Origin of the sequence: Castellaniella ginsengisoli (genome assembly GCF_040955415.1) — a bacterium.
Taxonomy (GTDB): domain Bacteria; phylum Pseudomonadota; class Gammaproteobacteria; order Burkholderiales; family Burkholderiaceae_B; genus Castellaniella; species Castellaniella ginsengisoli.
Window position 1 is genome coordinate 112,943 of sequence record NZ_CP158257.1, and the last position, 18,122, is coordinate 131,064.

Genomic DNA, 18,122 nt, shown 5'->3' on the forward strand with positions numbered 1-18,122 from the left:
AGGGGTGGTGGGTTCCGGTGCTGGCCCCGGGATGCAGATCACTATCTGCGCCGTTACTGCCGGTTCCAGGGTCGGCGGGCAGCCGCCGAAGGGAGTCCGCCGAAGCGGCCCAGCCTGGCCTGGGAGGGGAGTTACTGAATCGGCCCGTCTTCCGGCGGGACGAGGCTGAATTCGATTTCGCCGCCCATGAGGGTGAAGAGTTGCCCCCCCTGCTTTTCGTTGGGGTTGCACTTGACGCGGAACGTGATGACGACGGAACCGCCGTCCATGGGCTCCAGCACGAAGCCATCCACGGTCACGTCGGACAGTTCGATTTCGTTCTTTCCAGTGCCGTAGTGGATCGTCAGATCGGCGCCGACGATTTCGTGGTGCCAGCGCAGGGATCCGATCTTGTTGCCGAAGCGCAGGCGGTTCAGTTCGGGCACCCCGGTGGCTGCCTTGTCCACCAAGTCTTCTTCACCCGGGTTTGGCTCCCGGAACAGGGTGGATTTCAGCGTCGGGTGGAACTCGGCCAGGACGTCATTGCTGACGGTCATGCTGATTTTCAGGTCCGCGCCGGGAACAGATTCCGGGCCGTGCTTTTCGGGCCTGGGGTTGAAGTTGGTGAACTGGCCGATCTGGTGGTCGAGTGAGAGCATGTGGATGGCTCCTGATCAGATGATGGGATGGTCGGGGCGCGGGGTGCCGGCGACGTCTGCTGCGGCGTCCACTTCGGTCAGTGCAGGCCTGGACAGTTCGGTGCGCAGCGCGTAGCCCATGAGCGGCCAGACCTTGCTGACCGCGTTCTGGCGGGCGATCTTGCGGCCGATTTCGGCGTCGAAGTTCTCCGGACTGGCGCAGGCGCTTTCGCCCGTGACGGTGAAGCCGTTGCGCAGCACCAGCACACAAAAGGTCAGCAGTCCCAAGGCTTGCGTCGTCTGCTGGCCGGGCGATCCGCCTGCCGGATGCACATCGCCACCATTGCGGTACGCTCCAGAGGCGCCATCGGCGGCCGTGAAATAGTGTTCGCTGGCGATATTGGCCTGGATATCCGCCGGAGTGATACGCGGCGCCGTGAGGCCCTTGGCCTGGATTTCCTGCTCGATGTTCATGGATATGCTCCTATGCGGTGGTGAGGGTGAGGATTGAGCCGGCGGCCTGGGAGGCGTCGGCGCGGAATTTCTGCTCGTACTGGTCGACCAGGGCCTTGAACTCCAGCAGGTCGGATTCCATGGCTTCGATGAACTCGTCGTCACGCTCAACCACGCGCCACCAAAGTTGCTTCCCGACGCTGGCAAGCGCCGGGCAGTACAGGCCGATGTGCCAGAGGCGGCGGCCGGTGATCCACAGCCCGCCCTGGCACTGCTCGATGACGCTGGACACATCGTTTTCCAGCCAGAACGCGCGCAGCTTCACGGGATCCAGGAAGCACTTGTATTCGGCACCGGCGTCCGGATCGATCAGGCCGTCGGCGGAGGCGCCGAAAGCGCCGTCGTCGGTCATGACGAAGCCCGCCCGCTGCACAAACAGCCCGGACTGAACTTCATGTTCCATCCGTGCTGCTGGTTCCAATTCGCGGCCCCGGCGCATCGCCCAGGTCTCGAAACCTTCATCAAGGGGTTCGCCGCCGATGCGCTCGATAGCCAGCCGCGTGGCGTAGTCGTGGGCGGCCTGGGACCATTCCCCTACCCGCTCCCCTTCCAGGGCACGCTGGATGACCTCAGCGCGCGGCGCGGCCTTGTACCCTGCTGCCTCGCGCGCCTGGGCTTCGGTCTGGCCGGCCAGCCGGGCGCTGACATAGGTCTGCTGCTGCGTGGTCAAGCCATTGACCTTCTGTCGCACTGTGGAAAACATGCTGGCGGTGATGCACCCACTTCTGACTCGATGCCATTCCGCGCTGCCCTGTTCGCATTCGATAATCTGGTAGCTCATGCCGCTGCCCCTTCTGTATGGTTCTTGAGTGCGGCGCCCTTGTCGGCCACGGCCTGCTTGATGTGCTCGTACTGGCTCATGCTGGCCGTGTCGCGCAGGTAGGCGACAAGTTCGGGCCAGTACGATGCCAGCGCCTCGGCGTCCGTGAATGCCGCCACGCGCGCCAGGACTTCGTCCATCTGTTCGCTGGTCAACTGCTTCACTTCGGGGTTCAGGACGATCCCTTCGCCGCCGTCCGTGTCCATGTAGTGCACGGCCTTTTCCAGTCGCTCGGTCTTCGGCCAATACTTCTGCGCCCGCTTCACCACGGTCTTCTTGGCCATCTCGCCGTAGTCGGTCTTCCAGGGCGTGGTCTTGCCGGCCTTCACCGATTCGGACCTGTTCATGATCCCGTCGATTTCGTCGCGGGTCATGGTCTCGGTCAGGTAGTCGCCGTCGGCGGTCTTGGCTACGACGTACACGCCGATGATGTCGCCCCGGTCTTTTGCGAACGGGTCACGCTCATGCACGGGTGGTTTGTCCACACCGACCACGGAGAAACGGTCTGTGGCATGCACCAGCACAGCCTGCGCCCAGCGGATGGAACCGGACTGGATCGCCAGATCCATCAGGCCCATGTAGCTGATATCCAGGCAAATCTTGCCCTTGCGCGGCACCAGATAGGCGTGCTTCTTCGCTGGGTTCAGGCTGATGCCGATCCCGGCGATGTTCGTCACCGCATCGATGGCTGACTGCGGGTTCTTCACAGCGCAGTCGATCAGATAGTCGTTCGCCTGCATGATCTGCATGGCGAATTCGGCCTCGCGCTGGAACATAATCGACTTATCGCACAGCACGGCTTCAAACGCCGGCTGCGTGTTCAGCACCAGGGCCTGGACGGTTTCGATCTTGTTTGCCATATCAGGCTCCAGGGACAGTTGCGGCCACGACCCAGAGGGCCAGACCGGCGGCGGCATAGGCCGCGACCAGCCAGCCGCACACGGCGCGCGGCGCGGGTTCGGGCGTGACGGGATCGGCCGGCAGTTCGAGCAGGCGCCACTGCTTCGAGGCTTCGATGCGCGCGGCGGCCGGGTATGCGTAGATTTCAGCGGGCGCCTGGATCTTCGATTCGGCGGCCCGGACGTAGCCCGGATGCAGGCCGGCGCGGCGCCGGGCCAGGATCAGATGTGGGTTCATGGTTCCCTCAGATGTCAGCAAGCTCGGCAGCGCGCCGGCGGCGGGACTGCTCAAGTTCGAATCGAATGTCGGTGGTGCGGGCGATGTCGTCGAAAGCCCCGCTCAGGGACTCGCGCAGATGCAGGGGGAAGTCGGCGTCATCGATGTGCCGCGCGAGGAACGTCAGGGCTTCGTCCTGGCAGTCGGGATCGTCCAGGACGAATTCCTCTGCCATCGCGGCAAGCAACTGTTCGCGGTCCCGGCCCACCGGATCAAACTGAACACGCTCGGCCAGGACATCGCGGATGTGATCGCCGTCCAAATCGATGACGGCAGCCGGGTCGCAGGGCCACGTGGCGAAGTCGCCCGGGCCTTTGGTGGTGGTCAGCATGTCGCATCCCCCGCTTCGGCCGGGTTCCCTTCTTCGTCCTTCGAGCAGCACCCGCCGTTGTAGGTATCGCTGTCCTCGGTCCAGACCGATCCGCAATGTTCGCAGACCAGTTCCTGGTCGAACTCGATATCGACGCCGCCCACCGAATCGACGTGGCGACGGATGTCGGCTGCCATCTCCTCGCACCGGCCTTGATATTCCTTCTCGATTCGAGCCGCAGCATCCGGGCCACGCCCATACAGGAAGTCGTCCGACGTGCGCATGAAGCCGAAATCCGCCAAGCCGCGCGGGTAGACGACGACGCGGAAATTGGTCTTTCTGAAAATGGTCTTCGCCATGTCAGGCCCCTTCCGCGACTGTCTCTGAGAGAGCCGCATAGCGCAGGAAGAAATCGGGAAAGGCCTGCTCGATCCGCTGCTGATTCACCGTGTCGGCAGCGAACCAGGCTTCGGCCAGAGCGCGGGCGAACGAGCCGCCGTACTGCTTCATGGCGCTGGCCGCTTGAGTGGGGGTGGTGCTCATGGTGGTCTCCCTTGCCCGTGGTTGGGCGATGGGAGAATCTTAGTTGACTAAGATTTCAGAGTCAAGAAAAAATTTAGCTGACTAAGATTTAGATGAGACTCATGGTCATCCCCTACGTGCAGTCCCTGCCCCTTACGTCTGCTGTATGATTTAGTCACACAACGGAGGGATGGAAATGCTCAGGATTGCAGCAGCCGTACTGGCCGCACTCATCATGTCCGGCTGCGCCGTCAAATACGACGCCTACGCCCCTGAAAAACGCTACGTTGACCGGCCGCCTCTCGGTCAGACAACCATAGTCGGGATCGGTGACGAGTTGCTGGCGAAGGGGGTTGTTGTAGAAGGGAAAGCGCTCAACATCAAACGCCTCGTAGATGGGGCACTATTTGACATCCACCCCGGCGTGCGCGCCAAAGTGGGCGACAAGGGAGCCGAACAATTCTTCGAGGGAACGGGCGTCAGAAAATCAGCCTTTGCCGATGACCCCGATGTGTTGTCGGTGAAAACGCCGGACGCAAAACAGGTCTGTGTGGTCACCATCACCAGCCAGCGCGTGTGCTATGACGCCGACTTCGCAATTACAGACGTTTCGTATGAGCAAGAGGCATCATTCCAGCAGACGCTGCTATACAACGGCCGGGTGGGAAACAAAATCCGAATCGGATATCGAGAGTTCTCGAACAGCCGCGCCCGCCCTGCCTTCAACAACGAGGTTGAATATGATCTCTCCACCTCGAACAGGATTGGCTACAAGGGGGCGGAACTGGAGGTTCTGAGCGCCGACAATACCAGCATCACTTATCGCGTGATTAGCACATTTCGGTGAACGATCAGCAGCATGGAGGGGGATGATGACCAGATCTGTAAAAGCGGCCATTGCGGCGATATTGCTACTGGCGGCAGTCCCTGCGATTGCACAAATAGTGTCCGGGGAAATATTGTTTGATAAGCGAAGCGGGTATTGGAGCAGCTTCCTCCTGGTGCTTCCAAACGGATCCGCGAATACACGGGCGTCCGCGCTATCGACAGACGGAACCGCCACCACACTGGCTATAGACTTCACGCCCCCGAGCTGCGAGCCAGCACTGAAGTTCCTTCTATCAATGAGGGGCCCGGCGCAGCGGGACAACACGCGGGCCGACCTCCTCGTCACCATGAGAACCGATGATGGAGCGCGTGTAGATTTTATGGCAGGGTCCATGGTGACCATGGGAGATACAACCGGCATGATTTACGTGCTTGATGACGGTAATCTCATAGGCCAGATTGGGGAAATGAGTCGCGGCCAAACATTGCGCGTGAAAACGGTATTTGGTGGCGAAACATCGGATGCAGGGTACAACACCTACTCTCTAATGGGCATGACCGCCGCATACCGGCGGGCAGAGGGGATGTGCAAAAACCCGGCATCGCTCCGCCGATGATTCCCTGGGCTGGTGGCCCTATAGCCCGAACCCACACCAAAAAGCCCGGCCCACCACACGGTCATCCAGATCCTGAATCAGGATGTCCGGATAGTCGTCAGCCTCTGCTGCATTGTGCGACCGAGCCCACCACATGCCGTCCTTCTTCACAAGCTGCTTGACGTACAGCTTCCCATCGATCCAGACGACATAGACGCGCTTCGAGACGGGTTCCGTCTTCTTCCTGTTCGCCAGCACCACGGACCCATCGATGATGTGCAGATCAACCATGGAATTACCATCCACTTCAAAGGCAAGGGTGGTTTCCGGTTTAGCGTCATTCTTCGCCAGCCAGTCTCGGCGGAACATCAAGACCTTGCTGGCATCGTCTGAGAAGACGAGTTGCCCCTTCCCGGCCGATGCCTTGGCATCCACCAGGCGGATGGGTGCATGATCTTCGTTCCCGCCGTCGTCCGCAGTTTCATGCTTTGGTCCGGACTCATCAAACAGCCATTGCCCTCTGACGCCCAGCAATGGAGCAATCTTCATGCAGATGGCCATATCGGCGTCATTGCTGCCGTTGAACCAGTGGGTTACCGCTCCCGATGTCACGCCGGCCGCCTTCCATAGATCCGTTTTCTTCAGGCGTGCCAACCCCGCCGCCCTTCTACGGGCGTTTTCGTCGTTGAATGCTGCGGTGATGCGGTCTTTGAAAAGCATCTTAGGAGACTAAACAAAATTTATCTTAGTTGGCTGTGATTTCCTTGCTTTCGTTCTCTTAGTCAACTAAGATTTAAGGCATGGAAAAGACTCCCCACCCAGATTCCAGCCTGATCGACGCCTTCGGCGGCACGTCGAAAGTGGCTGAATTCTTCGAGATCACGACCGGTGCCGTGTCGCAATGGCGGCTGACAGGCATGCCGAAATCGAGGAAGAAGACCCTTCGTTTTGCCCGCCCCAGGGTGTACCGAGCATGGGAACTTGCTTCCGCCCAGCAGCCCCAACCTGCGGAGGCCTCCAATGCTTGAAACCTTCACCCTGCCCGCCGGCACGATCTGCAAACGCAACGGCATCCCTTTCGCGCTGGTCGAGGACACCAAGATTTCGACCCATCCCGGAAACATCGGCCTGGTTGTCGAGGACGAGCCGAAAAGCGTTGGGTCAGCAGGAGGTGTCAGCGCCGCCAGTGGTTCTGCATGTACTGACTCACATCGTTCGGAAGGTTGAACCAATGAGCATTCGCCGCATCGATGACGCACAGCTTGTCGTTCGCGTCCATGGATTTCCATACATGCTCGGCTGCTTGCTGCGACGTATAGCTGGTGCTTACGTAGAAAAGTGAATAGTGAACCTTCGCCCAGTCGCCTAAAGCCTTGATGGCCTCTGTGACTCGGTCGTAATGCTGGCCCGGCGCCATGAGGTCGTACGAAATGAATAGATTGTTTGCCATGCCTGTCTCCTTCCCCAAAGGGTTGTTGTGTGAGAACTCCAATCATAAGGGGAGGGAGCCGGGCGCCCAACATGCCGGTGCCTCAGTGCACCGTCGCGGCGCCGTCGGCCGGCAGGCCGCGCAGCCAGCACCAGGCCAGCCGTTCGAACACCGCTTCGATGTGCTCGACCTCGGCTGCTGGGCCGAACGCCCTCAGGGCCAGTTCTTCGGCCTCGTCCATCAGCGTGTGCTTCGTGTCCGTGTCCATGGCCGCAGCATCGCCGGCCGGCCGGTTCCTGTCGATTCGCATTTCTCCCCTCGGGCGGATTTGTCACAGCGCCACGGCGCCTCCATGACAAAAAATTTTGCGCCCGAATGCCTCTCAACCGCTCTCAACAAGGTTGTGACGTGATGAGCAGCCAGATTTCCATCCCCTCGGAAGTGACCCCGCAGGAAGTCGCCCGCGAGAAAACCTTGGGTGGCGCCATTGGTCTGTGCGCCAAGGCGGCGGGCTTCGACGTGGACAAGGAACTGACCCTGCCGCTCCGCTTGGACAAGGGACAGTTCTCCCGCTGGAAAAGCGGTCAGGAAGGCGTGAAGTGGGAAAAGCTGTCCGCCCTCATGGATGCCTGCGGCAACGATGCCCCGCTGCTCTGGATGCTGCACGACCGCGGCTATGACCTGGGCTCGATCCGCAAACGGGAAACCGAGGTCGAACGCGAGAACCGGGAACTGCGCGAGGAAGTCGCCGCGCTGCGCCGGGTGTTGGGGAGGCCGTGATGGAACGCCAGGTCTACACCCTCACCACACCCAAGGTCCGAGGCTTCGCGGCCAAGGCCGTGGTGTCGGCCCCTGAGGGCTGGACGGTACGCATCGCGCCCCCGCCCCGCACGGGCGCACAGAACGCCGGTACACACGTCATCTACGAAATGATGGCACAGGCATTCCCGCACGACGACGCGGCCGGCTGGAAGCGGTACTGCAAGCTGCATTTCGGCGTGCCGATCCTGCGCGCCGAGGACGATCACTTCCGCGAAGTCTACGACCAATCGATCAAGCCCCTGCCCTACGAAACGAAGCTGGCCGTGATGGCCTACTTCCCGGTCACGTCGATCATGGACCGGGGCCAGATCGCCCGCTACATCGACGCGATCAGGGCCGATTTCGAGCCGCGCGGGGTCGATCTGTCTCTCAGCGAGGCCACAGCATGATGTTCCCCAAATCGAAGCCCTGGCGCAGCCCCAGGCACCGGCGCCTCGTCGCCTCCCTGCCCTGCGCGGCCTGCAGCATTGTGGGCTACAGCCAGGCCGCGCACCCGAACGCCGGCAAGGGCCTGGGCACGAAGACCAGCGACATCCTGACATTCCCCTTGTGCTGCGACCGGCCCGGCGTCCGTGGATGCCACAGCCTGCACGACCAGGGAGGCAAGGTGTCCCGCGAAGAACGGACCGCGCTGGAATTGAAATACATCGAGAAAACCCGAGCCTCGATGATCTGGCACGAATGGTGGCCCGCCGAGGCCGAGGCCGAGTACCAGGCCGCAATCCAGCCGCTGGTGCGGGTCGTGCACGGGGAGGCTGCATGATGGACCTGCCGATTCTTGACCCTTGCTGCGGGCCCCGCATGATGTGGTTCGACCCCCAGGACCAGCGCTGCCTGTTCGGCGACATGCGGGACGAGTCCATCGTGGTCACGGACCGCACGCACCGCGATGACGGAAGCCGCGCCGTGCACATCCACCCTGACATGCGCATGGACTTCCGCGCGCTGCCGTTCCCGGACGAACAGTTCGCGCTGGTGGCGTTCGACCCCCCACACCTGGTGCGCGCCGGCCGTCGTAGCTGGATGGCAGCCAAGTACGGCAAGCTTGGCGCCGACTGGCAGGACGACATGCGCCAGGGTTTCGCCGAGTGCTTCCGCGTTCTGAGGACTCACGGCGTGCTGATCTTCAAATGGAACGAAACCCAGGTGCCGCTGCGCGACATCCTGGCATACACGCCTGAGAGGCCTCTTTTCGGACACCGTGTCGGCAGGCTGAATCGGACCCACTGGATGACCTTCCTGAAGGGGGCTGCATGAATTACTACCCCCACCACATCGGCGACTACCTGAAGGACACGGCCCACCTCACGATGATCGAGGATGGCGCGTACAGACGCCTGATCGACCTGTACTACCTGCACGAAAAGCCCTTGCCGGCCGAAAAACGTCAGGTTTACAGACTGGCTCGGGCGGCATCGACGGCCGAACGCGGTGCCGTGGACACGATCCTGGACGAGTATTTCACCCTGACGGATGACGGATGGACGCACCGGCGTTGCGATGCCGAAGTAGCGAAAAGCAGGGAGAAATCCGAGAAGGCACGCACGTCTGCCGCATCGCGTTGGCAGGCCAAGACGCATAGCGATGGCAATGCGAACGCATCAGGCAAAAATGCGAACGCATATGCGAACGCACAAGAAACGCATGGCCGAACGCATAGCGATGGCAATGCTTACCCAATAACCAATAACCAAGAACCAATACAAAAGAACCCCCCTAACCCCCCAGGGGGTGAAAGCCCGGCGAAGAAGCCCAGGGAGCGCAAGCCGCGCATCCAGTTGAAGACCTTCATCGACCAGTGCATGCAGGCCGGGGAAAAACCCATCAGCGGCTACCAGCCCTTGCTGACCTACGTCGAAAACACGGGGCTACCGATGGATTTCGTGCAGATCGCCTGGGACGTGTTCAAGCGGGAATTCCTGCCGCCCGGGGAACATGCCAGCCGCCTGCAGGCCGACTGGCGCCGGCATTTCCTGAACTACGTCGAGAAGGGCTACTACCGCCTCTGGTACGCGAAGCAGACCGATGACGGCCCGATCTACGAACTGTCCACCCAGGGCATCCAAGCCCAGGCATCACTACGCAAGGAAGCGGCATGAACGCCCCCTACGAACCCGAAGAATTCACGGCCTCCCCGCCGCAAAGCCTGGATGCCGAACAGGCGGTGCTGGGCGGGCTGCTGCTGGACAACGAGGCGATCGACCGTATCGGAGACCTGCGCCGGGACCAGTTCTACGTCCACACCCACGGCCTGATCTTCGATCACATCCAGCGGCTGATCGCCCAGCAGAAGCCGGCCGACGTGCTGACCGTGTTCGATTCGATCCGAGCTGCCGGCGAAGACGCGGACCTGCGGCACCTGAACGACCTGATGACGAACACGCCCAGCGCGGCGAACATCGGCCGGTACGCGGAAATCGTCCGGGAAAAGGCCCTGCTTCGCGGGATGCTGCAGGCTGCCCACAAGGTGCATGAGATCGTCTCCGGGCCGCTCGCGGCCGCCGAGAAACTGGACGCGGTCCAGGCCGAGTTCGGCCGACTGGCCGACGCCACGACACGGCGGGAGCCGGCCAGTATCCGGGAAGCGCTGGGCCGCTACGTGCAGGATCTGGACCGCCGCTTCGCCGGCGAAGCCAAGAACCCCGGTATCCCGACCGGCCTGGTGGACCTTGACACGTTTCTGAACGGCGGCATCCGCCGCGGCGCCTTGGTGACGCTCGGCGCCCGGCCCGGCATGGGCAAGTCCGCCCTGGGCGAAACGATCGCGCTGAACGCCGCTCTGGCCGGCTTCGGCGTGCTGTTCCTGTCCATGGAGATGCCGGAATCCGAAGTCACGGAGCGCGCAATCGCCAGCGTTGGCAAGGTCTCGGCGGCCACACTGGCGCGAGCCGATGAGCGCACGCCGCACGCGGACAGTTGGGACCGCGTCACCCGCGCCGCCCAGGCGCTGGAAAAGACGGCGCTCTTCGTTGACGACGAACCCGGCCTGTCCCTGTTGCAGGTTGCCACCAAGGCCCGGGCCGTGAAGCGCAAGTCCGGACTGGACCTGCTGGTGGTCGATTACCTGCAACTCATGACCGGCACCGAGGAAAAGCGCTACCAGCAGATCGAGGCCATCACCAAGGGCCTGAAGATCCTCGCCAAGACGCTGAACATCGCCGTGCTGGCCCTGAGCCAGTTCGGCCGGGACATCGAGCGGCGCCCGAACAAGCGCCCCGTCCTGTCGGACTTCCGCGACAGCGGCTCCATCGAGCAGGACAGCGACATCCTGCTGGGCCTGTACCGCGAGGAGCAGGACAATCCAGACACGGACAACCGGGGATATGCCGAGGTGTTCATCATGAAAAACCGACAGGGCAAGCCCGGCCGGTGCCCTCTGGCCTACCTGGGCGAGCAGATGCGCTTCGAGAACTTCGTGGGCCAGGCCCCGGAATTCCGTCCCATCGCTCCCCGACACCAAGGATTCAAGGACTGACATGGAACAACTGCACGCACTCAACCGATTCATGGAAGGCAAGGCATTTCACGACCTGCACGCTGGACTCGATATTTCCGAGCGGTTCCGCCGCATCCGGCACAACTACGCGCTGTTCCAGCAACTGGTCGACGCGGGTTTCGAATCGTGGATGGGGACGAACCAGTACGAGGTCGGCGACTGGGTTTCCATCTTCACTCCGATCGAGGCCGCGACCTGGCACGACATCCGCTGCGGCGGCCTGCCCTTGTGGCCACAACTGCCGGTCGATCGCTTCTTCGTGGACTTCGGCAATCCCATCGCCAAGGTCGCGCTTGAATGCGACGGGGCCCAGTGGCACGACGAAGCCAAGGATGCCCGCCGGGACGCGATCCTGCACGAACTCGGCTGGAAGGTCTGGCGCGCGCCGGGCTGGCGCTGCAATCGCGTCATGGAGCGGCCGGACGATTTCCCCGAGTGGTCGCCCGAGGAACAGGATGAATTCTGGCGCCGCAAGCGCGCCGAAACCATGCAGGGCCTGATTGATGAAATCCGGCCGTACCTGGAGAGTAAATGACCCTCGAAGACCTCGCATTCCCGCCCACTGTGCAGGATGACCTGCAGGCCCTGCAAAAATGCGCAGGTGCTGCAGGCCCTGCAGGAGTCGCAGCACATGCCCGGAACCTGCTGGCCCTCGATCTTGGCACACAGACCGGGTATGCACTCCGGCGCAGGGACGGCACGATCAGCCACGGCACCGAGAGTTTCAGCCCGCGCAAGTCGTGGGGCCCGGGCCAAAGGTGGAAGCGGTATCGGTCCTGGTTGCTGGAACTGCTGAACCGAGAGCAGATCCACGCCGTAACCTACGAGCTGGTCATCCGGCATGAGGTCCACGGCAAGGCGCTGTGGGATTCCGCCCACGCCTATGGCGCATTCCAGGCGTACACGTTCGAAGCCTGCGAGAGCTTCAACATCATCCCCGATGGCGTGAACCTGGCGACAGTGAAAAAGCACTGGACCGGCTCCGGCCGGGCGAAGAAGCCGGACATGATCGCCGAAGCCCGGCGCCGCGGCTTCCGGCCGGACACGGACAACGCCGCCGATGCGCTGGCAATCCTGCACTGGGCGATTGCGCAGGAGGCGGATTGATCAAGCCCATCCGCCCGGCCCCGGCTATCGACTGGAATGCGATATTTCTCACGCTACGCCGTGAGGGATACACCGTGCGCGATGTGGCCGATATCGTCGGCATCCCCACATCCACGATCAAAGGCTGGATGGCCGGCAGCGAACCCCGTCACCAGGATGGGGAAACCATCATCCAATTCTGGTGCGAAGCGGCCGATAGACCCCGTGAGTCAGTTCCGACTATCGAGGGATTCACGTCGCATCTGGCCGCCCGGCGTCGGAACTGAGGTCACGCGGCCGCATTTCCTCGCGCCCGCGCGCGCGTTTGGGCCAAAAAGACGGGATTCCGCTCGGCCTGCAATCCGATACTGCGCACACTGTCTCCACATCAACCCACAGGAGCGCATATGGCCCCCCGTACCCACGCAGTTCAGACCCCTGGTGCTCCCGCGCCGGCTGGCGACACCCAAGCACAGGATCAGAATCAGACCGGCGCCGAGGCGCAAGCCGCTGCCAGTCCGGTAGAAACCCCCGAAGTTGCGCCGAAGCCGGCACGCCAGACCCGCAAGGCTCCCGCGCCGGCTGGCCGCATGGCGTGCCGCGATATCCCCGCCGATCAGATCGACCCCTCGACGCTGCGCGCGCCGGTGCTGTCACGTGACGGCTGGGTGTGCCCGTCCAAGGCGCCGACCGACCCGCGCGAAGGGGCCTGACATGGGCGGCGTAGCGAGAGCCGTCGGCAAAGTGTTCGGTGGCGGTGGCGGTGGTGGCGGCACGACGATTATTCAGGGACCTGATCCCGCTGAGGCCCGCAGACAAGCCGAGGCAGATGCAGCAAAGGCTGCGAACGCAAAGGCCGCCGATTTGGCCCGGCGACGTCGCCAGGGCAGTCTGCTGGCTGCAGGTGGTCAAGCCGGCGATGCGCAAACCTCGTCAGTCCTGGCCTACGGCAAGGGCAAACTCGGGGAGTAGGCATGGCCGAAGACCAGCGCGCCAATGATGTCTTGCGTCGCTACGGTGCGCTCAAGGGACTGCGGGCGCAGCATGAGACGACGTGGAAGGACTGCCAGGACCACTCATTCCCGATTCGCAACCAGGGATGGGACGGGCAGACCGACCCCATCGACGGCGTACAGGCGGCCCGCGCGCGGCTCTACGACTCGACCGGAACCGACTCCGCGCGGATCCTCGCGTCTACAGTGCAGACCGGCATCACTCCGTCCAGCCTGCGCTGGTTCGGCTTGGAAGTCGAAAACCCAGCAGATGACGAACGCGTGTGGTTCGATGATGCTGCCGAAGCGCTGTGGAAGTCAGTCCACGCCGCGAATTTCGACGCCGAAAGTTTCGAACTCATGCTCGATAACGTGTCCGCCGGCTGGGGGGTGCTGTTCATCGATGAGTCTCGCGATACCCAGGGGCGCCCCGATGGGTTGCGATTTGCGAACTGGATGCTGTCCGAGTGCTATTGCGCTGCATCCCAACCGGCGGGCGTCATAGACACGGTGTACCGGAGATACGACCTGACCGTCGAGCAATGCGTCTCCGAATTCGGCCTGGACAAGGTCTCGGAAAAGACCCGAGAACTGTTCAACGATCAGCAGTACGACAAGCCCGTACAACTTATTCACGCGATCTACCCCCGACGCGATGCCAAGCCGGGCGCCGCCCGGGCCACGATGCTGCCCTACGCCTCGCTGCACGTCGAAATCGAGGGCAGTGTCGTGGTCCGCGAGTCCGGCTATCATGAACGCCCGTTCGTCGCCCCGCGCTGGTCCCGCATCCCTGGGTCCGTCTATGCCGTCGGGCCGGTGTTCGATGCGCTGCCCGACATCAAGACGCTGAACGAAATTTCCCGCATGGAACTGACGAACGCCGACATGGCGATCGCGGGCATGTGGATCGCCGAGGATGACGGGGTCCTGAATCCCAGGACGGTGAAGGTCGGCCCGCGCAAGATCATCGTGGCGAACAGCGTGGAGAGCATGAAGCCGTTGCAGACCGGGGCCGATTTCACGGTCTCGTTCACGAAGCGCGAACAGTTGGCGGCCCAGATCAAGCGCACGTTGATGGCTGATCAACTCCCGCCGATGGAAGGTCAGCCCCGCACTGCGACCGAGTTCTACGCCCGCTTGAATCTGATTCGCCAGATGCTGGGGCCGGTATTTGGCCGCCTGCAGACCGAATACCTGAAGCCGCTGATCGAGCGCTGTTTCGGTCTCGCATACCGCGGCGGACTGTTTCCCCCGCCGCCCGATTCCCTGCGTGGGCGGATCTTCACTGTCACGTATCAGTCCCCCCAGGCGCGGGCGCAGCAGCTCGAGGTCGCTACGGCGATCCAGGGTGCGTTCGCTGCTATCGGTGAGGCCGCTGCGGCTACCGGCGACATCGGCGTGTGGGACAACGTGGACGTGGACGAAGGCATCCGCCTGGGCGCCGACGCCCGCGGCGTGCCCGCCAAGATCGTGCGCGGGCCGGACGCTGTTGCCCGCATTCGCCGTCAGCGCGCCGAAGACCAGCAGCAGGCCCAGGCCCAGGCCGCAGAACAGCAACTGGGCATGCAGGCCGCACAGACCGGCATCGACAAACTGATGGGAGGCGCAGCGTGACCGACACATCCACTACCCCACAGGATTACGCACTGATCTTCGAGGATCACAAGGTAGGTGCCGCGATCCTCGAAGACCTCACTCGCCGGTTTGCCAGGCCTGCCGTCGTCACTGGCGGCATTGATGCGGTCCTGCAGACCTATCAGCGCGACGGCATGCGCCGCGTCATCGAACACATTGTTTCCCAGATCAACAGGGCTCACGGCGTGCCCGACAACGCCGACGACACAGGAGCATAACGATGTGGATCAAGCACAAACTCATGGCCCCCGAGGGCGACGGTTCGAGTGGTGGCGGCGGTGGTGGCGAAGCCGGTGGCGCCGAGACCGCGCCCGGCACTGAAGTCGCTCAAGGCCAGGAACAGCCCGGCTCGGTATTGGGGACCGGACAAAACGCACCCGAGGCCACTCCTTCGGAGTTCATCCCAGAGAAGTATCACGTCAAGGGCGCGGATGGCGAACTGGATGTGCAGGCATCGGCACAAAAACTCGCCGAAGCCTACGGCCATTTGTCGAAGAAGATGGGGGGCGATGGCGCACCGCCGGCCAGCGCCGACGCCTACGAGATCGCGGTCCCCGACGAGATCAAGGGCACGCTCGAGGAAAAGGGCATCGACATCAAGGCCGATCCCGAGATCAAGGACTTTCTCGGCCGCGCCCACGCCGCCGGCATGACTCAGGCCCAGATCGACGTGGTGATGGGCGAGTATTTCAAGCTGGCCCCGCAGATCGCCAACGGCTCGATGATTCTGGACCAGCGCGCCGCGACGGATCAGCTCAAAGAGGTCTGGTCCACGGATGCCGATTTCAACCGCAATACCCACCTGGCGTACACCGCCACAGCCGCCGCTATCGAACGTGCCGGAGTCAGCATGGAAGAGGTCGAAGCGGCTGGCCTGGGAAACAACCCGGTGTTCCTGCGCCTCATGGCGGCTCTGGGTTCCGAATTCCAGGAAGACAACGCGCCCGGCGGCACAGTGCACAAGTCTTTCGGTGAAGACGACATCACGAAGCTGGAAACATCCGAGGCCTACAGCAACCCCAAGCACCCGGACCACGACAAGGTCAGCAAGCAGGTCAAGGCTTGGTACGACCGCAAGTACGGCACCGAAACGGTGGCTTGACCAAAAAGACGGGATTCCGCCCAACCATTCGCGCGACCATCACGGCTATCAACCGGCCCGTGGTGGCGCGCGGATACCCGGTAAAGCCCTACCAGCGCATGGCAGCCGATGCCGCTGGCAGACACCGGGCCCGGCATCAACCGGACACCCCGAAGGCGACTGACCAACCTTTGGAGCATCCACCATGCCGCAATCCATCACCCAAGCATTCGTGGTTCAGTGGGACAAGCAGATCCGTCTGCAGACCCAGCAGCACGAATCCCGCCTGGTCTCGACCGTGACCGACCGGGGCAGCATCACCGGGGAATCATTCACCGCCAACATGCTGGCACCCCTGGAAGACACGCCCGAGAACACCGTCCGTCACGGCGACACCACGTGGTCCGACGCCCAGCACAGCACCCGCGTGGCGCTGATGCGCGACTTCTACCAGGCCCTGCCGGTGGACCGCAACGACGAACCGAAGCTGCTGGCCAACCCGCTGTCTGGATCGTACAACGCCTCGCTCATCGCTGCGCACAATCGCCGCAAGGATCGCATCGTCTTCGGCGCGCTGCTGAACCCCGCGAACCTTAAGGAAGGTGGCACGGTCGCGCTCCCCTCCGAGCAGAAGATCCTGGCCGGCTCCGACGGCTTCACGAAAGCGAAGCTGATCACCGCCCGGAAGATCTTCCGCAAGAACGAGGCCGACAACCACGACGGCGAAGAGCTGTACATCATCTACAACTCGGACATGCTCGATGACATCCTCTCGGACACCACGCTCACCAGCGCGGACTTCATGGCCGTGAAGATGCTGCAGGAAGGCGACGTGTCCAAGAAGTGGATGGGCTTCAACTGGATTCCCTATGAAGGGATTCTGGTGGAAGGGTCCGTCGCCACGACTGTGGCCTACGCGAAGAGCGCCTGCCATTTCGGTACCGGCTTCGTGGAAGGCAAGGCGAACCGCCGGCCCGACAAGAAGGACCTGATGCAGGTGTCCATGGCGGCCAGTCACGGCGCCACCCGCGTCGATGAAAAGCGCGTCGTGTCGATCGCGTTCAACATTTAAGGAGGCCGATCATGGCTGAAACCAACAGCGTTCAGGCCGCGAAGATCGTGGCCGGCAAGAAGCTCATGCCCGCCGATTCGCACGGCCGCCAGCGCGTGCTGATCGCCACCCTGCCCGCCACTCACGACGCGTACGCGATCAATGACACGATCTTCCTGGGCCGCGTGCCGGCCAATACTCGGTTCCTGCTGGGCGGGGTGATCGGTGTCGCCGACGCGGGCACGGCGAGCTCCACCGTGGACATCGGCATCCGCAACACGCAGACCGGCGTGGTCATCGACGCCGACGGCCTGGCCGCTGGTGTCGATATCTCCACCGCCGCGGTGGTGAAGTGCGACACCGGCGACCTGATCGCCAAGGCGTCCGAATACTTCACGCCTGCCGAGGTCGATGTCTACGCCACGGTCAAGGGTGCCGCGCTCAAGGCCGACCAGAAGATGAAATTCCAGATCCCCTACGTGACGGACTGATCTTCACCATCCGCTCTCCCATGGGAACGGAACGCCGGGAGGGTTCACGCCATCCCGGCTTTTTCATTTTCTGAGGCCCAGCATGTCCACCGCGTCTCCTGTCTCGATCTGTTCCAACGCCCTGCAGCGGCTGGGCGACAAGCCTATCGCGGACTTCGAGGAAGGCACGAAGCCGGCCAGCCTCGCCGCAAACCTGTGGCCCGGCGTGCGGGACGCCCTGCTGCGCTCCCACCCCTGGAACTGCGCGACAAAGCGCGTGATCCTGGCGCCCGCTGCTGAGTCCCCCGCATTCGATTACACCCACAAGTTCATGCTCCCGGGCGACTGGCTCAAGACGCTGCAGGTTGGCCGCCGCGGCGTGGCCCCGGAATACCGGGTCGAGGGCCGCTGCATCCTGAGCGATGCGACGCAGCTGCCGCTGGTCTACGTCTTCCGCAACGAAGTCACGGCGACCTGGGACGACTCGCTGGTGAACGCCGCGACCCTGGCCATGGCCGCCGCCCTGGCCTACCCCATCACCGCGTCGACCAGCCTGCGCGAGTCCCTTTTGCAGGAGGCGCAGTACGTCCTGCGCCAGGCCAAGGCCATGGACGGCCAGGACGATCCGCCTGAGGAACTCGAGGCGTCCGGGCTGCTGCGCGCCAGGTTCTGAGGAAG

Annotated in this window: 30 protein-coding genes; 19 read left to right on the top strand and 11 right to left on the bottom strand. The window is 62.9% G+C overall.

Translation table 11 applies throughout. The annotated features are described in order from the left end of the window. Positions 1-131 precede the first annotated feature (131 nt). From ABRZ00_RS00480 to ABRZ00_RS00515, 8 genes are read right to left on the bottom strand one after another with little or no spacing between them, the layout of a single operon-like run. A complete protein-coding gene (locus ABRZ00_RS00480) occupies positions 132-638 on the bottom strand; it encodes a hypothetical protein (RefSeq protein ID WP_368647780.1) in 507 nt (168 codons plus the stop codon). A gap of 15 nt (positions 639-653) precedes the next feature. After that, positions 654-1,091, bottom strand: coding sequence for a Gp49 family protein (locus ABRZ00_RS00485; RefSeq protein ID WP_368647781.1), 438 nt, complete (start codon positions 1,089-1,091; stop codon positions 654-656). Between the two features lie 10 nt (positions 1,092-1,101). Further along, the gene (locus ABRZ00_RS00490; protein WP_368647782.1) at positions 1,102-1,911 is read right to left on the bottom strand and encodes a lambda exonuclease family protein; all 810 of its coding nucleotides are present in this window, start codon (positions 1,909-1,911) and stop codon (positions 1,102-1,104) included. After that, the gene (locus ABRZ00_RS00495; RefSeq protein WP_368647783.1) at positions 1,908-2,810 is read right to left on the bottom strand and encodes a recombinase RecT; all 903 of its coding nucleotides are present in this window, start codon (positions 2,808-2,810) and stop codon (positions 1,908-1,910) included. Before ABRZ00_RS00495 ends, ABRZ00_RS00490 begins: the two co-directional genes overlap by 4 nt. A 1-nt stretch (position 2,811) precedes the next feature. Beyond that, on the bottom strand, positions 2,812-3,087 hold the full coding sequence (locus ABRZ00_RS00500) for a hypothetical protein (RefSeq protein WP_368647784.1): 276 nt from the start codon (positions 3,085-3,087) through the stop codon (positions 2,812-2,814). 7 nt (positions 3,088-3,094) lie between these two features. Beyond that, positions 3,095-3,457 carry a hypothetical protein gene (locus ABRZ00_RS00505; RefSeq protein WP_368647785.1) on the bottom strand — a complete coding sequence of 121 codons (363 nt, stop codon included), beginning with the start codon at positions 3,455-3,457 and terminating at the stop codon, positions 3,095-3,097. Continuing rightward, positions 3,451-3,795 carry a hypothetical protein gene (locus ABRZ00_RS00510; protein ID WP_368647786.1) on the bottom strand — a complete coding sequence of 115 codons (345 nt, stop codon included), beginning with the start codon at positions 3,793-3,795 and terminating at the stop codon, positions 3,451-3,453. The genes ABRZ00_RS00505 and ABRZ00_RS00510 overlap by 7 nt, the downstream gene beginning before the upstream one ends. 1 nt (position 3,796) lies before the next feature. After that, positions 3,797-3,979 carry a hypothetical protein gene (locus ABRZ00_RS00515; protein ID WP_368647787.1) on the bottom strand — a complete coding sequence of 61 codons (183 nt, stop codon included), beginning with the start codon at positions 3,977-3,979 and terminating at the stop codon, positions 3,797-3,799. A gap of 175 nt (positions 3,980-4,154) precedes the next feature. Here ABRZ00_RS00515 and ABRZ00_RS00520 point away from each other — a divergent pair, with 175 nt between their 5' ends. Together ABRZ00_RS00520 and ABRZ00_RS00525 are read left to right on the top strand one after the other, a co-directional pair. Beyond that, the gene (locus tag ABRZ00_RS00520) at positions 4,155-4,805 is read left to right on the top strand and encodes a hypothetical protein (RefSeq protein WP_368647788.1); all 651 of its coding nucleotides are present in this window, start codon (positions 4,155-4,157) and stop codon (positions 4,803-4,805) included. A 400-nt stretch (positions 4,806-5,205) separates the two neighbouring features. Beyond that, a complete protein-coding gene (locus ABRZ00_RS00525) occupies positions 5,206-5,403 on the top strand; it encodes a hypothetical protein (RefSeq protein WP_368647789.1) in 198 nt (65 codons plus the stop codon). Positions 5,404-5,421: 18 nt separating this feature from the next. Here the strand turns inward: ABRZ00_RS00525 and ABRZ00_RS00530 are convergent, their stop codons facing one another. Next, on the bottom strand, positions 5,422-6,102 hold the full coding sequence (locus ABRZ00_RS00530; RefSeq protein ID WP_368647790.1) for a helix-turn-helix transcriptional regulator: 681 nt from the start codon (positions 6,100-6,102) through the stop codon (positions 5,422-5,424). 80 nt (positions 6,103-6,182) lie between these two features. Here ABRZ00_RS00530 and ABRZ00_RS00535 point away from each other — a divergent pair, with 80 nt between their 5' ends. Next, positions 6,183-6,410 (top strand): Cro/CI family transcriptional regulator, encoded by a 228-nt coding sequence (locus tag ABRZ00_RS00535; protein WP_368647791.1) that lies wholly within the window; start codon positions 6,183-6,185, stop codon positions 6,408-6,410. A gap of 146 nt (positions 6,411-6,556) precedes the next feature. Here the strand turns inward: ABRZ00_RS00535 and ABRZ00_RS00540 are convergent, their stop codons facing one another. Together ABRZ00_RS00540 and ABRZ00_RS00545 are read right to left on the bottom strand one after the other, a co-directional pair. After that, the gene (locus ABRZ00_RS00540) at positions 6,557-6,832 is read right to left on the bottom strand and encodes a hypothetical protein (protein WP_368647792.1); all 276 of its coding nucleotides are present in this window, start codon (positions 6,830-6,832) and stop codon (positions 6,557-6,559) included. Positions 6,833-6,914: 82 nt separating this feature from the next. After that, positions 6,915-7,121 (bottom strand): hypothetical protein, encoded by a 207-nt coding sequence (locus ABRZ00_RS00545; RefSeq protein ID WP_368647793.1) that lies wholly within the window; start codon positions 7,119-7,121, stop codon positions 6,915-6,917. Between the two features lie 101 nt (positions 7,122-7,222). Between ABRZ00_RS00545 and ABRZ00_RS00550 the strand changes: the two genes are divergently transcribed. The 16 genes from ABRZ00_RS00550 (at position 7,223) to ABRZ00_RS00625 (ending at position 18,117) form a co-directional block, all read left to right on the top strand. Then, positions 7,223-7,591: a hypothetical protein gene (locus ABRZ00_RS00550; protein WP_368647794.1), complete on the top strand. Its 369-nt coding sequence runs from the start codon at positions 7,223-7,225 to the stop codon at positions 7,589-7,591. Continuing rightward, complete coding sequence (locus ABRZ00_RS00555; RefSeq protein WP_368647795.1) at positions 7,591-8,022, top strand: hypothetical protein; 432 nt, start codon at positions 7,591-7,593, stop codon at positions 8,020-8,022. The genes ABRZ00_RS00550 and ABRZ00_RS00555 overlap by 1 nt, the downstream gene beginning before the upstream one ends. After that, entirely contained in the window at positions 8,019-8,396 is a 378-nt protein-coding gene (locus tag ABRZ00_RS00560) for a hypothetical protein (protein WP_368647796.1), read from the top strand. Before ABRZ00_RS00555 ends, ABRZ00_RS00560 begins: the two co-directional genes overlap by 4 nt. Before the next feature lie 41 nt (positions 8,397-8,437). Next, positions 8,438-8,890: a class I SAM-dependent methyltransferase gene (locus tag ABRZ00_RS00565; RefSeq protein ID WP_368647903.1), complete on the top strand. Its 453-nt coding sequence runs from the start codon at positions 8,438-8,440 to the stop codon at positions 8,888-8,890. Next, the gene (locus tag ABRZ00_RS00570; RefSeq protein WP_368647797.1) at positions 8,887-9,732 is read left to right on the top strand and encodes a YdaU family protein; all 846 of its coding nucleotides are present in this window, start codon (positions 8,887-8,889) and stop codon (positions 9,730-9,732) included. The genes ABRZ00_RS00565 and ABRZ00_RS00570 overlap by 4 nt, the downstream gene beginning before the upstream one ends. Continuing rightward, positions 9,729-11,108, top strand: a complete 1,380-nt coding sequence (locus ABRZ00_RS00575; protein WP_368647798.1) for a replicative DNA helicase — start codon at positions 9,729-9,731, stop codon at positions 11,106-11,108. The genes ABRZ00_RS00570 and ABRZ00_RS00575 overlap by 4 nt, the downstream gene beginning before the upstream one ends. A 1-nt stretch (position 11,109) precedes the next feature. After that, entirely contained in the window at positions 11,110-11,664 is a 555-nt protein-coding gene (locus tag ABRZ00_RS00580) for an endonuclease domain-containing protein (protein ID WP_368647799.1), read from the top strand. Further along, positions 11,661-12,236, top strand: a complete 576-nt coding sequence (locus ABRZ00_RS00585) for a hypothetical protein (protein WP_368647800.1) — start codon at positions 11,661-11,663, stop codon at positions 12,234-12,236. The genes ABRZ00_RS00580 and ABRZ00_RS00585 overlap by 4 nt, the downstream gene beginning before the upstream one ends. After that, positions 12,233-12,502, top strand: coding sequence for a hypothetical protein (locus ABRZ00_RS00590; RefSeq protein WP_368640590.1), 270 nt, complete (start codon positions 12,233-12,235; stop codon positions 12,500-12,502). The genes ABRZ00_RS00585 and ABRZ00_RS00590 overlap by 4 nt, the downstream gene beginning before the upstream one ends. Before the next feature lie 120 nt (positions 12,503-12,622). Beyond that, the gene (locus ABRZ00_RS00595) at positions 12,623-12,928 is read left to right on the top strand and encodes a hypothetical protein (protein ID WP_368647801.1); all 306 of its coding nucleotides are present in this window, start codon (positions 12,623-12,625) and stop codon (positions 12,926-12,928) included. A gap of 261 nt (positions 12,929-13,189) precedes the next feature. Then, positions 13,190-14,821 carry a portal protein gene (locus ABRZ00_RS00600; RefSeq protein WP_368640588.1) on the top strand — a complete coding sequence of 544 codons (1,632 nt, stop codon included), beginning with the start codon at positions 13,190-13,192 and terminating at the stop codon, positions 14,819-14,821. After that, positions 14,818-15,060, top strand: coding sequence for a hypothetical protein (locus ABRZ00_RS00605; protein ID WP_368640587.1), 243 nt, complete (start codon positions 14,818-14,820; stop codon positions 15,058-15,060). The genes ABRZ00_RS00600 and ABRZ00_RS00605 overlap by 4 nt, the downstream gene beginning before the upstream one ends. Before the next feature lie 2 nt (positions 15,061-15,062). Next, entirely contained in the window at positions 15,063-15,944 is an 882-nt protein-coding gene (locus tag ABRZ00_RS00610; RefSeq protein ID WP_368640586.1) for a hypothetical protein, read from the top strand. A 184-nt stretch (positions 15,945-16,128) separates the two neighbouring features. Further along, on the top strand, positions 16,129-16,995 hold the full coding sequence (locus tag ABRZ00_RS00615) for a phage capsid protein (protein ID WP_368640585.1): 867 nt from the start codon (positions 16,129-16,131) through the stop codon (positions 16,993-16,995). Between the two features lie 11 nt (positions 16,996-17,006). After that, positions 17,007-17,465 carry a hypothetical protein gene (locus tag ABRZ00_RS00620; protein ID WP_368647802.1) on the top strand — a complete coding sequence of 153 codons (459 nt, stop codon included), beginning with the start codon at positions 17,007-17,009 and terminating at the stop codon, positions 17,463-17,465. 82 nt (positions 17,466-17,547) lie between these two features. After that, on the top strand, positions 17,548-18,117 hold the full coding sequence (locus ABRZ00_RS00625) for a hypothetical protein (protein WP_368647803.1): 570 nt from the start codon (positions 17,548-17,550) through the stop codon (positions 18,115-18,117). The last annotated feature ends 5 nt before the right edge of the window (positions 18,118-18,122 follow it).

Coding starts and splice junctions, on each gene's coding strand:
- ABRZ00_RS00480 (WP_368647780.1), bottom strand. CDS start 638: ATGCTCTCACTCGACCACCAGATCGGCCAGTTCACCAACTTCAACCCC.
- ABRZ00_RS00485 (WP_368647781.1), bottom strand. CDS start 1,091: ATGAACATCGAGCAGGAAATCCAGGCCAAGGGCCTCACGGCGCCGCGT.
- ABRZ00_RS00490 (WP_368647782.1), bottom strand. CDS start 1,911: ATGAGCTACCAGATTATCGAATGCGAACAGGGCAGCGCGGAATGGCAT.
- ABRZ00_RS00495 (WP_368647783.1), bottom strand. CDS start 2,810: ATGGCAAACAAGATCGAAACCGTCCAGGCCCTGGTGCTGAACACGCAG.
- ABRZ00_RS00500 (WP_368647784.1), bottom strand. CDS start 3,087: ATGAACCCACATCTGATCCTGGCCCGGCGCCGCGCCGGCCTGCATCCG.
- ABRZ00_RS00505 (WP_368647785.1), bottom strand. CDS start 3,457: ATGCTGACCACCACCAAAGGCCCGGGCGACTTCGCCACGTGGCCCTGC.
- ABRZ00_RS00510 (WP_368647786.1), bottom strand. CDS start 3,795: ATGGCGAAGACCATTTTCAGAAAGACCAATTTCCGCGTCGTCGTCTAC.
- ABRZ00_RS00515 (WP_368647787.1), bottom strand. CDS start 3,979: ATGAGCACCACCCCCACTCAAGCGGCCAGCGCCATGAAGCAGTACGGC.
- ABRZ00_RS00520 (WP_368647788.1), top strand. CDS start 4,155: ATGCTCAGGATTGCAGCAGCCGTACTGGCCGCACTCATCATGTCCGGC.
- ABRZ00_RS00525 (WP_368647789.1), top strand. CDS start 5,206: ATGATTTACGTGCTTGATGACGGTAATCTCATAGGCCAGATTGGGGAA.
- ABRZ00_RS00530 (WP_368647790.1), bottom strand. CDS start 6,102: ATGCTTTTCAAAGACCGCATCACCGCAGCATTCAACGACGAAAACGCC.
- ABRZ00_RS00535 (WP_368647791.1), top strand. CDS start 6,183: ATGGAAAAGACTCCCCACCCAGATTCCAGCCTGATCGACGCCTTCGGC.
- ABRZ00_RS00540 (WP_368647792.1), bottom strand. CDS start 6,832: ATGGCAAACAATCTATTCATTTCGTACGACCTCATGGCGCCGGGCCAG.
- ABRZ00_RS00545 (WP_368647793.1), bottom strand. CDS start 7,121: ATGCGAATCGACAGGAACCGGCCGGCCGGCGATGCTGCGGCCATGGAC.
- ABRZ00_RS00550 (WP_368647794.1), top strand. CDS start 7,223: ATGAGCAGCCAGATTTCCATCCCCTCGGAAGTGACCCCGCAGGAAGTC.
- ABRZ00_RS00555 (WP_368647795.1), top strand. CDS start 7,591: ATGGAACGCCAGGTCTACACCCTCACCACACCCAAGGTCCGAGGCTTC.
- ABRZ00_RS00560 (WP_368647796.1), top strand. CDS start 8,019: ATGATGTTCCCCAAATCGAAGCCCTGGCGCAGCCCCAGGCACCGGCGC.
- ABRZ00_RS00565 (WP_368647903.1), top strand. CDS start 8,438: ATGTGGTTCGACCCCCAGGACCAGCGCTGCCTGTTCGGCGACATGCGG.
- ABRZ00_RS00570 (WP_368647797.1), top strand. CDS start 8,887: ATGAATTACTACCCCCACCACATCGGCGACTACCTGAAGGACACGGCC.
- ABRZ00_RS00575 (WP_368647798.1), top strand. CDS start 9,729: ATGAACGCCCCCTACGAACCCGAAGAATTCACGGCCTCCCCGCCGCAA.
- ABRZ00_RS00580 (WP_368647799.1), top strand. CDS start 11,110: ATGGAACAACTGCACGCACTCAACCGATTCATGGAAGGCAAGGCATTT.
- ABRZ00_RS00585 (WP_368647800.1), top strand. CDS start 11,661: ATGACCCTCGAAGACCTCGCATTCCCGCCCACTGTGCAGGATGACCTG.
- ABRZ00_RS00595 (WP_368647801.1), top strand. CDS start 12,623: ATGGCCCCCCGTACCCACGCAGTTCAGACCCCTGGTGCTCCCGCGCCG.
- ABRZ00_RS00600 (WP_368640588.1), top strand. CDS start 13,190: ATGGCCGAAGACCAGCGCGCCAATGATGTCTTGCGTCGCTACGGTGCG.
- ABRZ00_RS00610 (WP_368640586.1), top strand. CDS start 15,063: ATGTGGATCAAGCACAAACTCATGGCCCCCGAGGGCGACGGTTCGAGT.
- ABRZ00_RS00615 (WP_368640585.1), top strand. CDS start 16,129: ATGCCGCAATCCATCACCCAAGCATTCGTGGTTCAGTGGGACAAGCAG.
- ABRZ00_RS00620 (WP_368647802.1), top strand. CDS start 17,007: ATGGCTGAAACCAACAGCGTTCAGGCCGCGAAGATCGTGGCCGGCAAG.
- ABRZ00_RS00625 (WP_368647803.1), top strand. CDS start 17,548: ATGTCCACCGCGTCTCCTGTCTCGATCTGTTCCAACGCCCTGCAGCGG.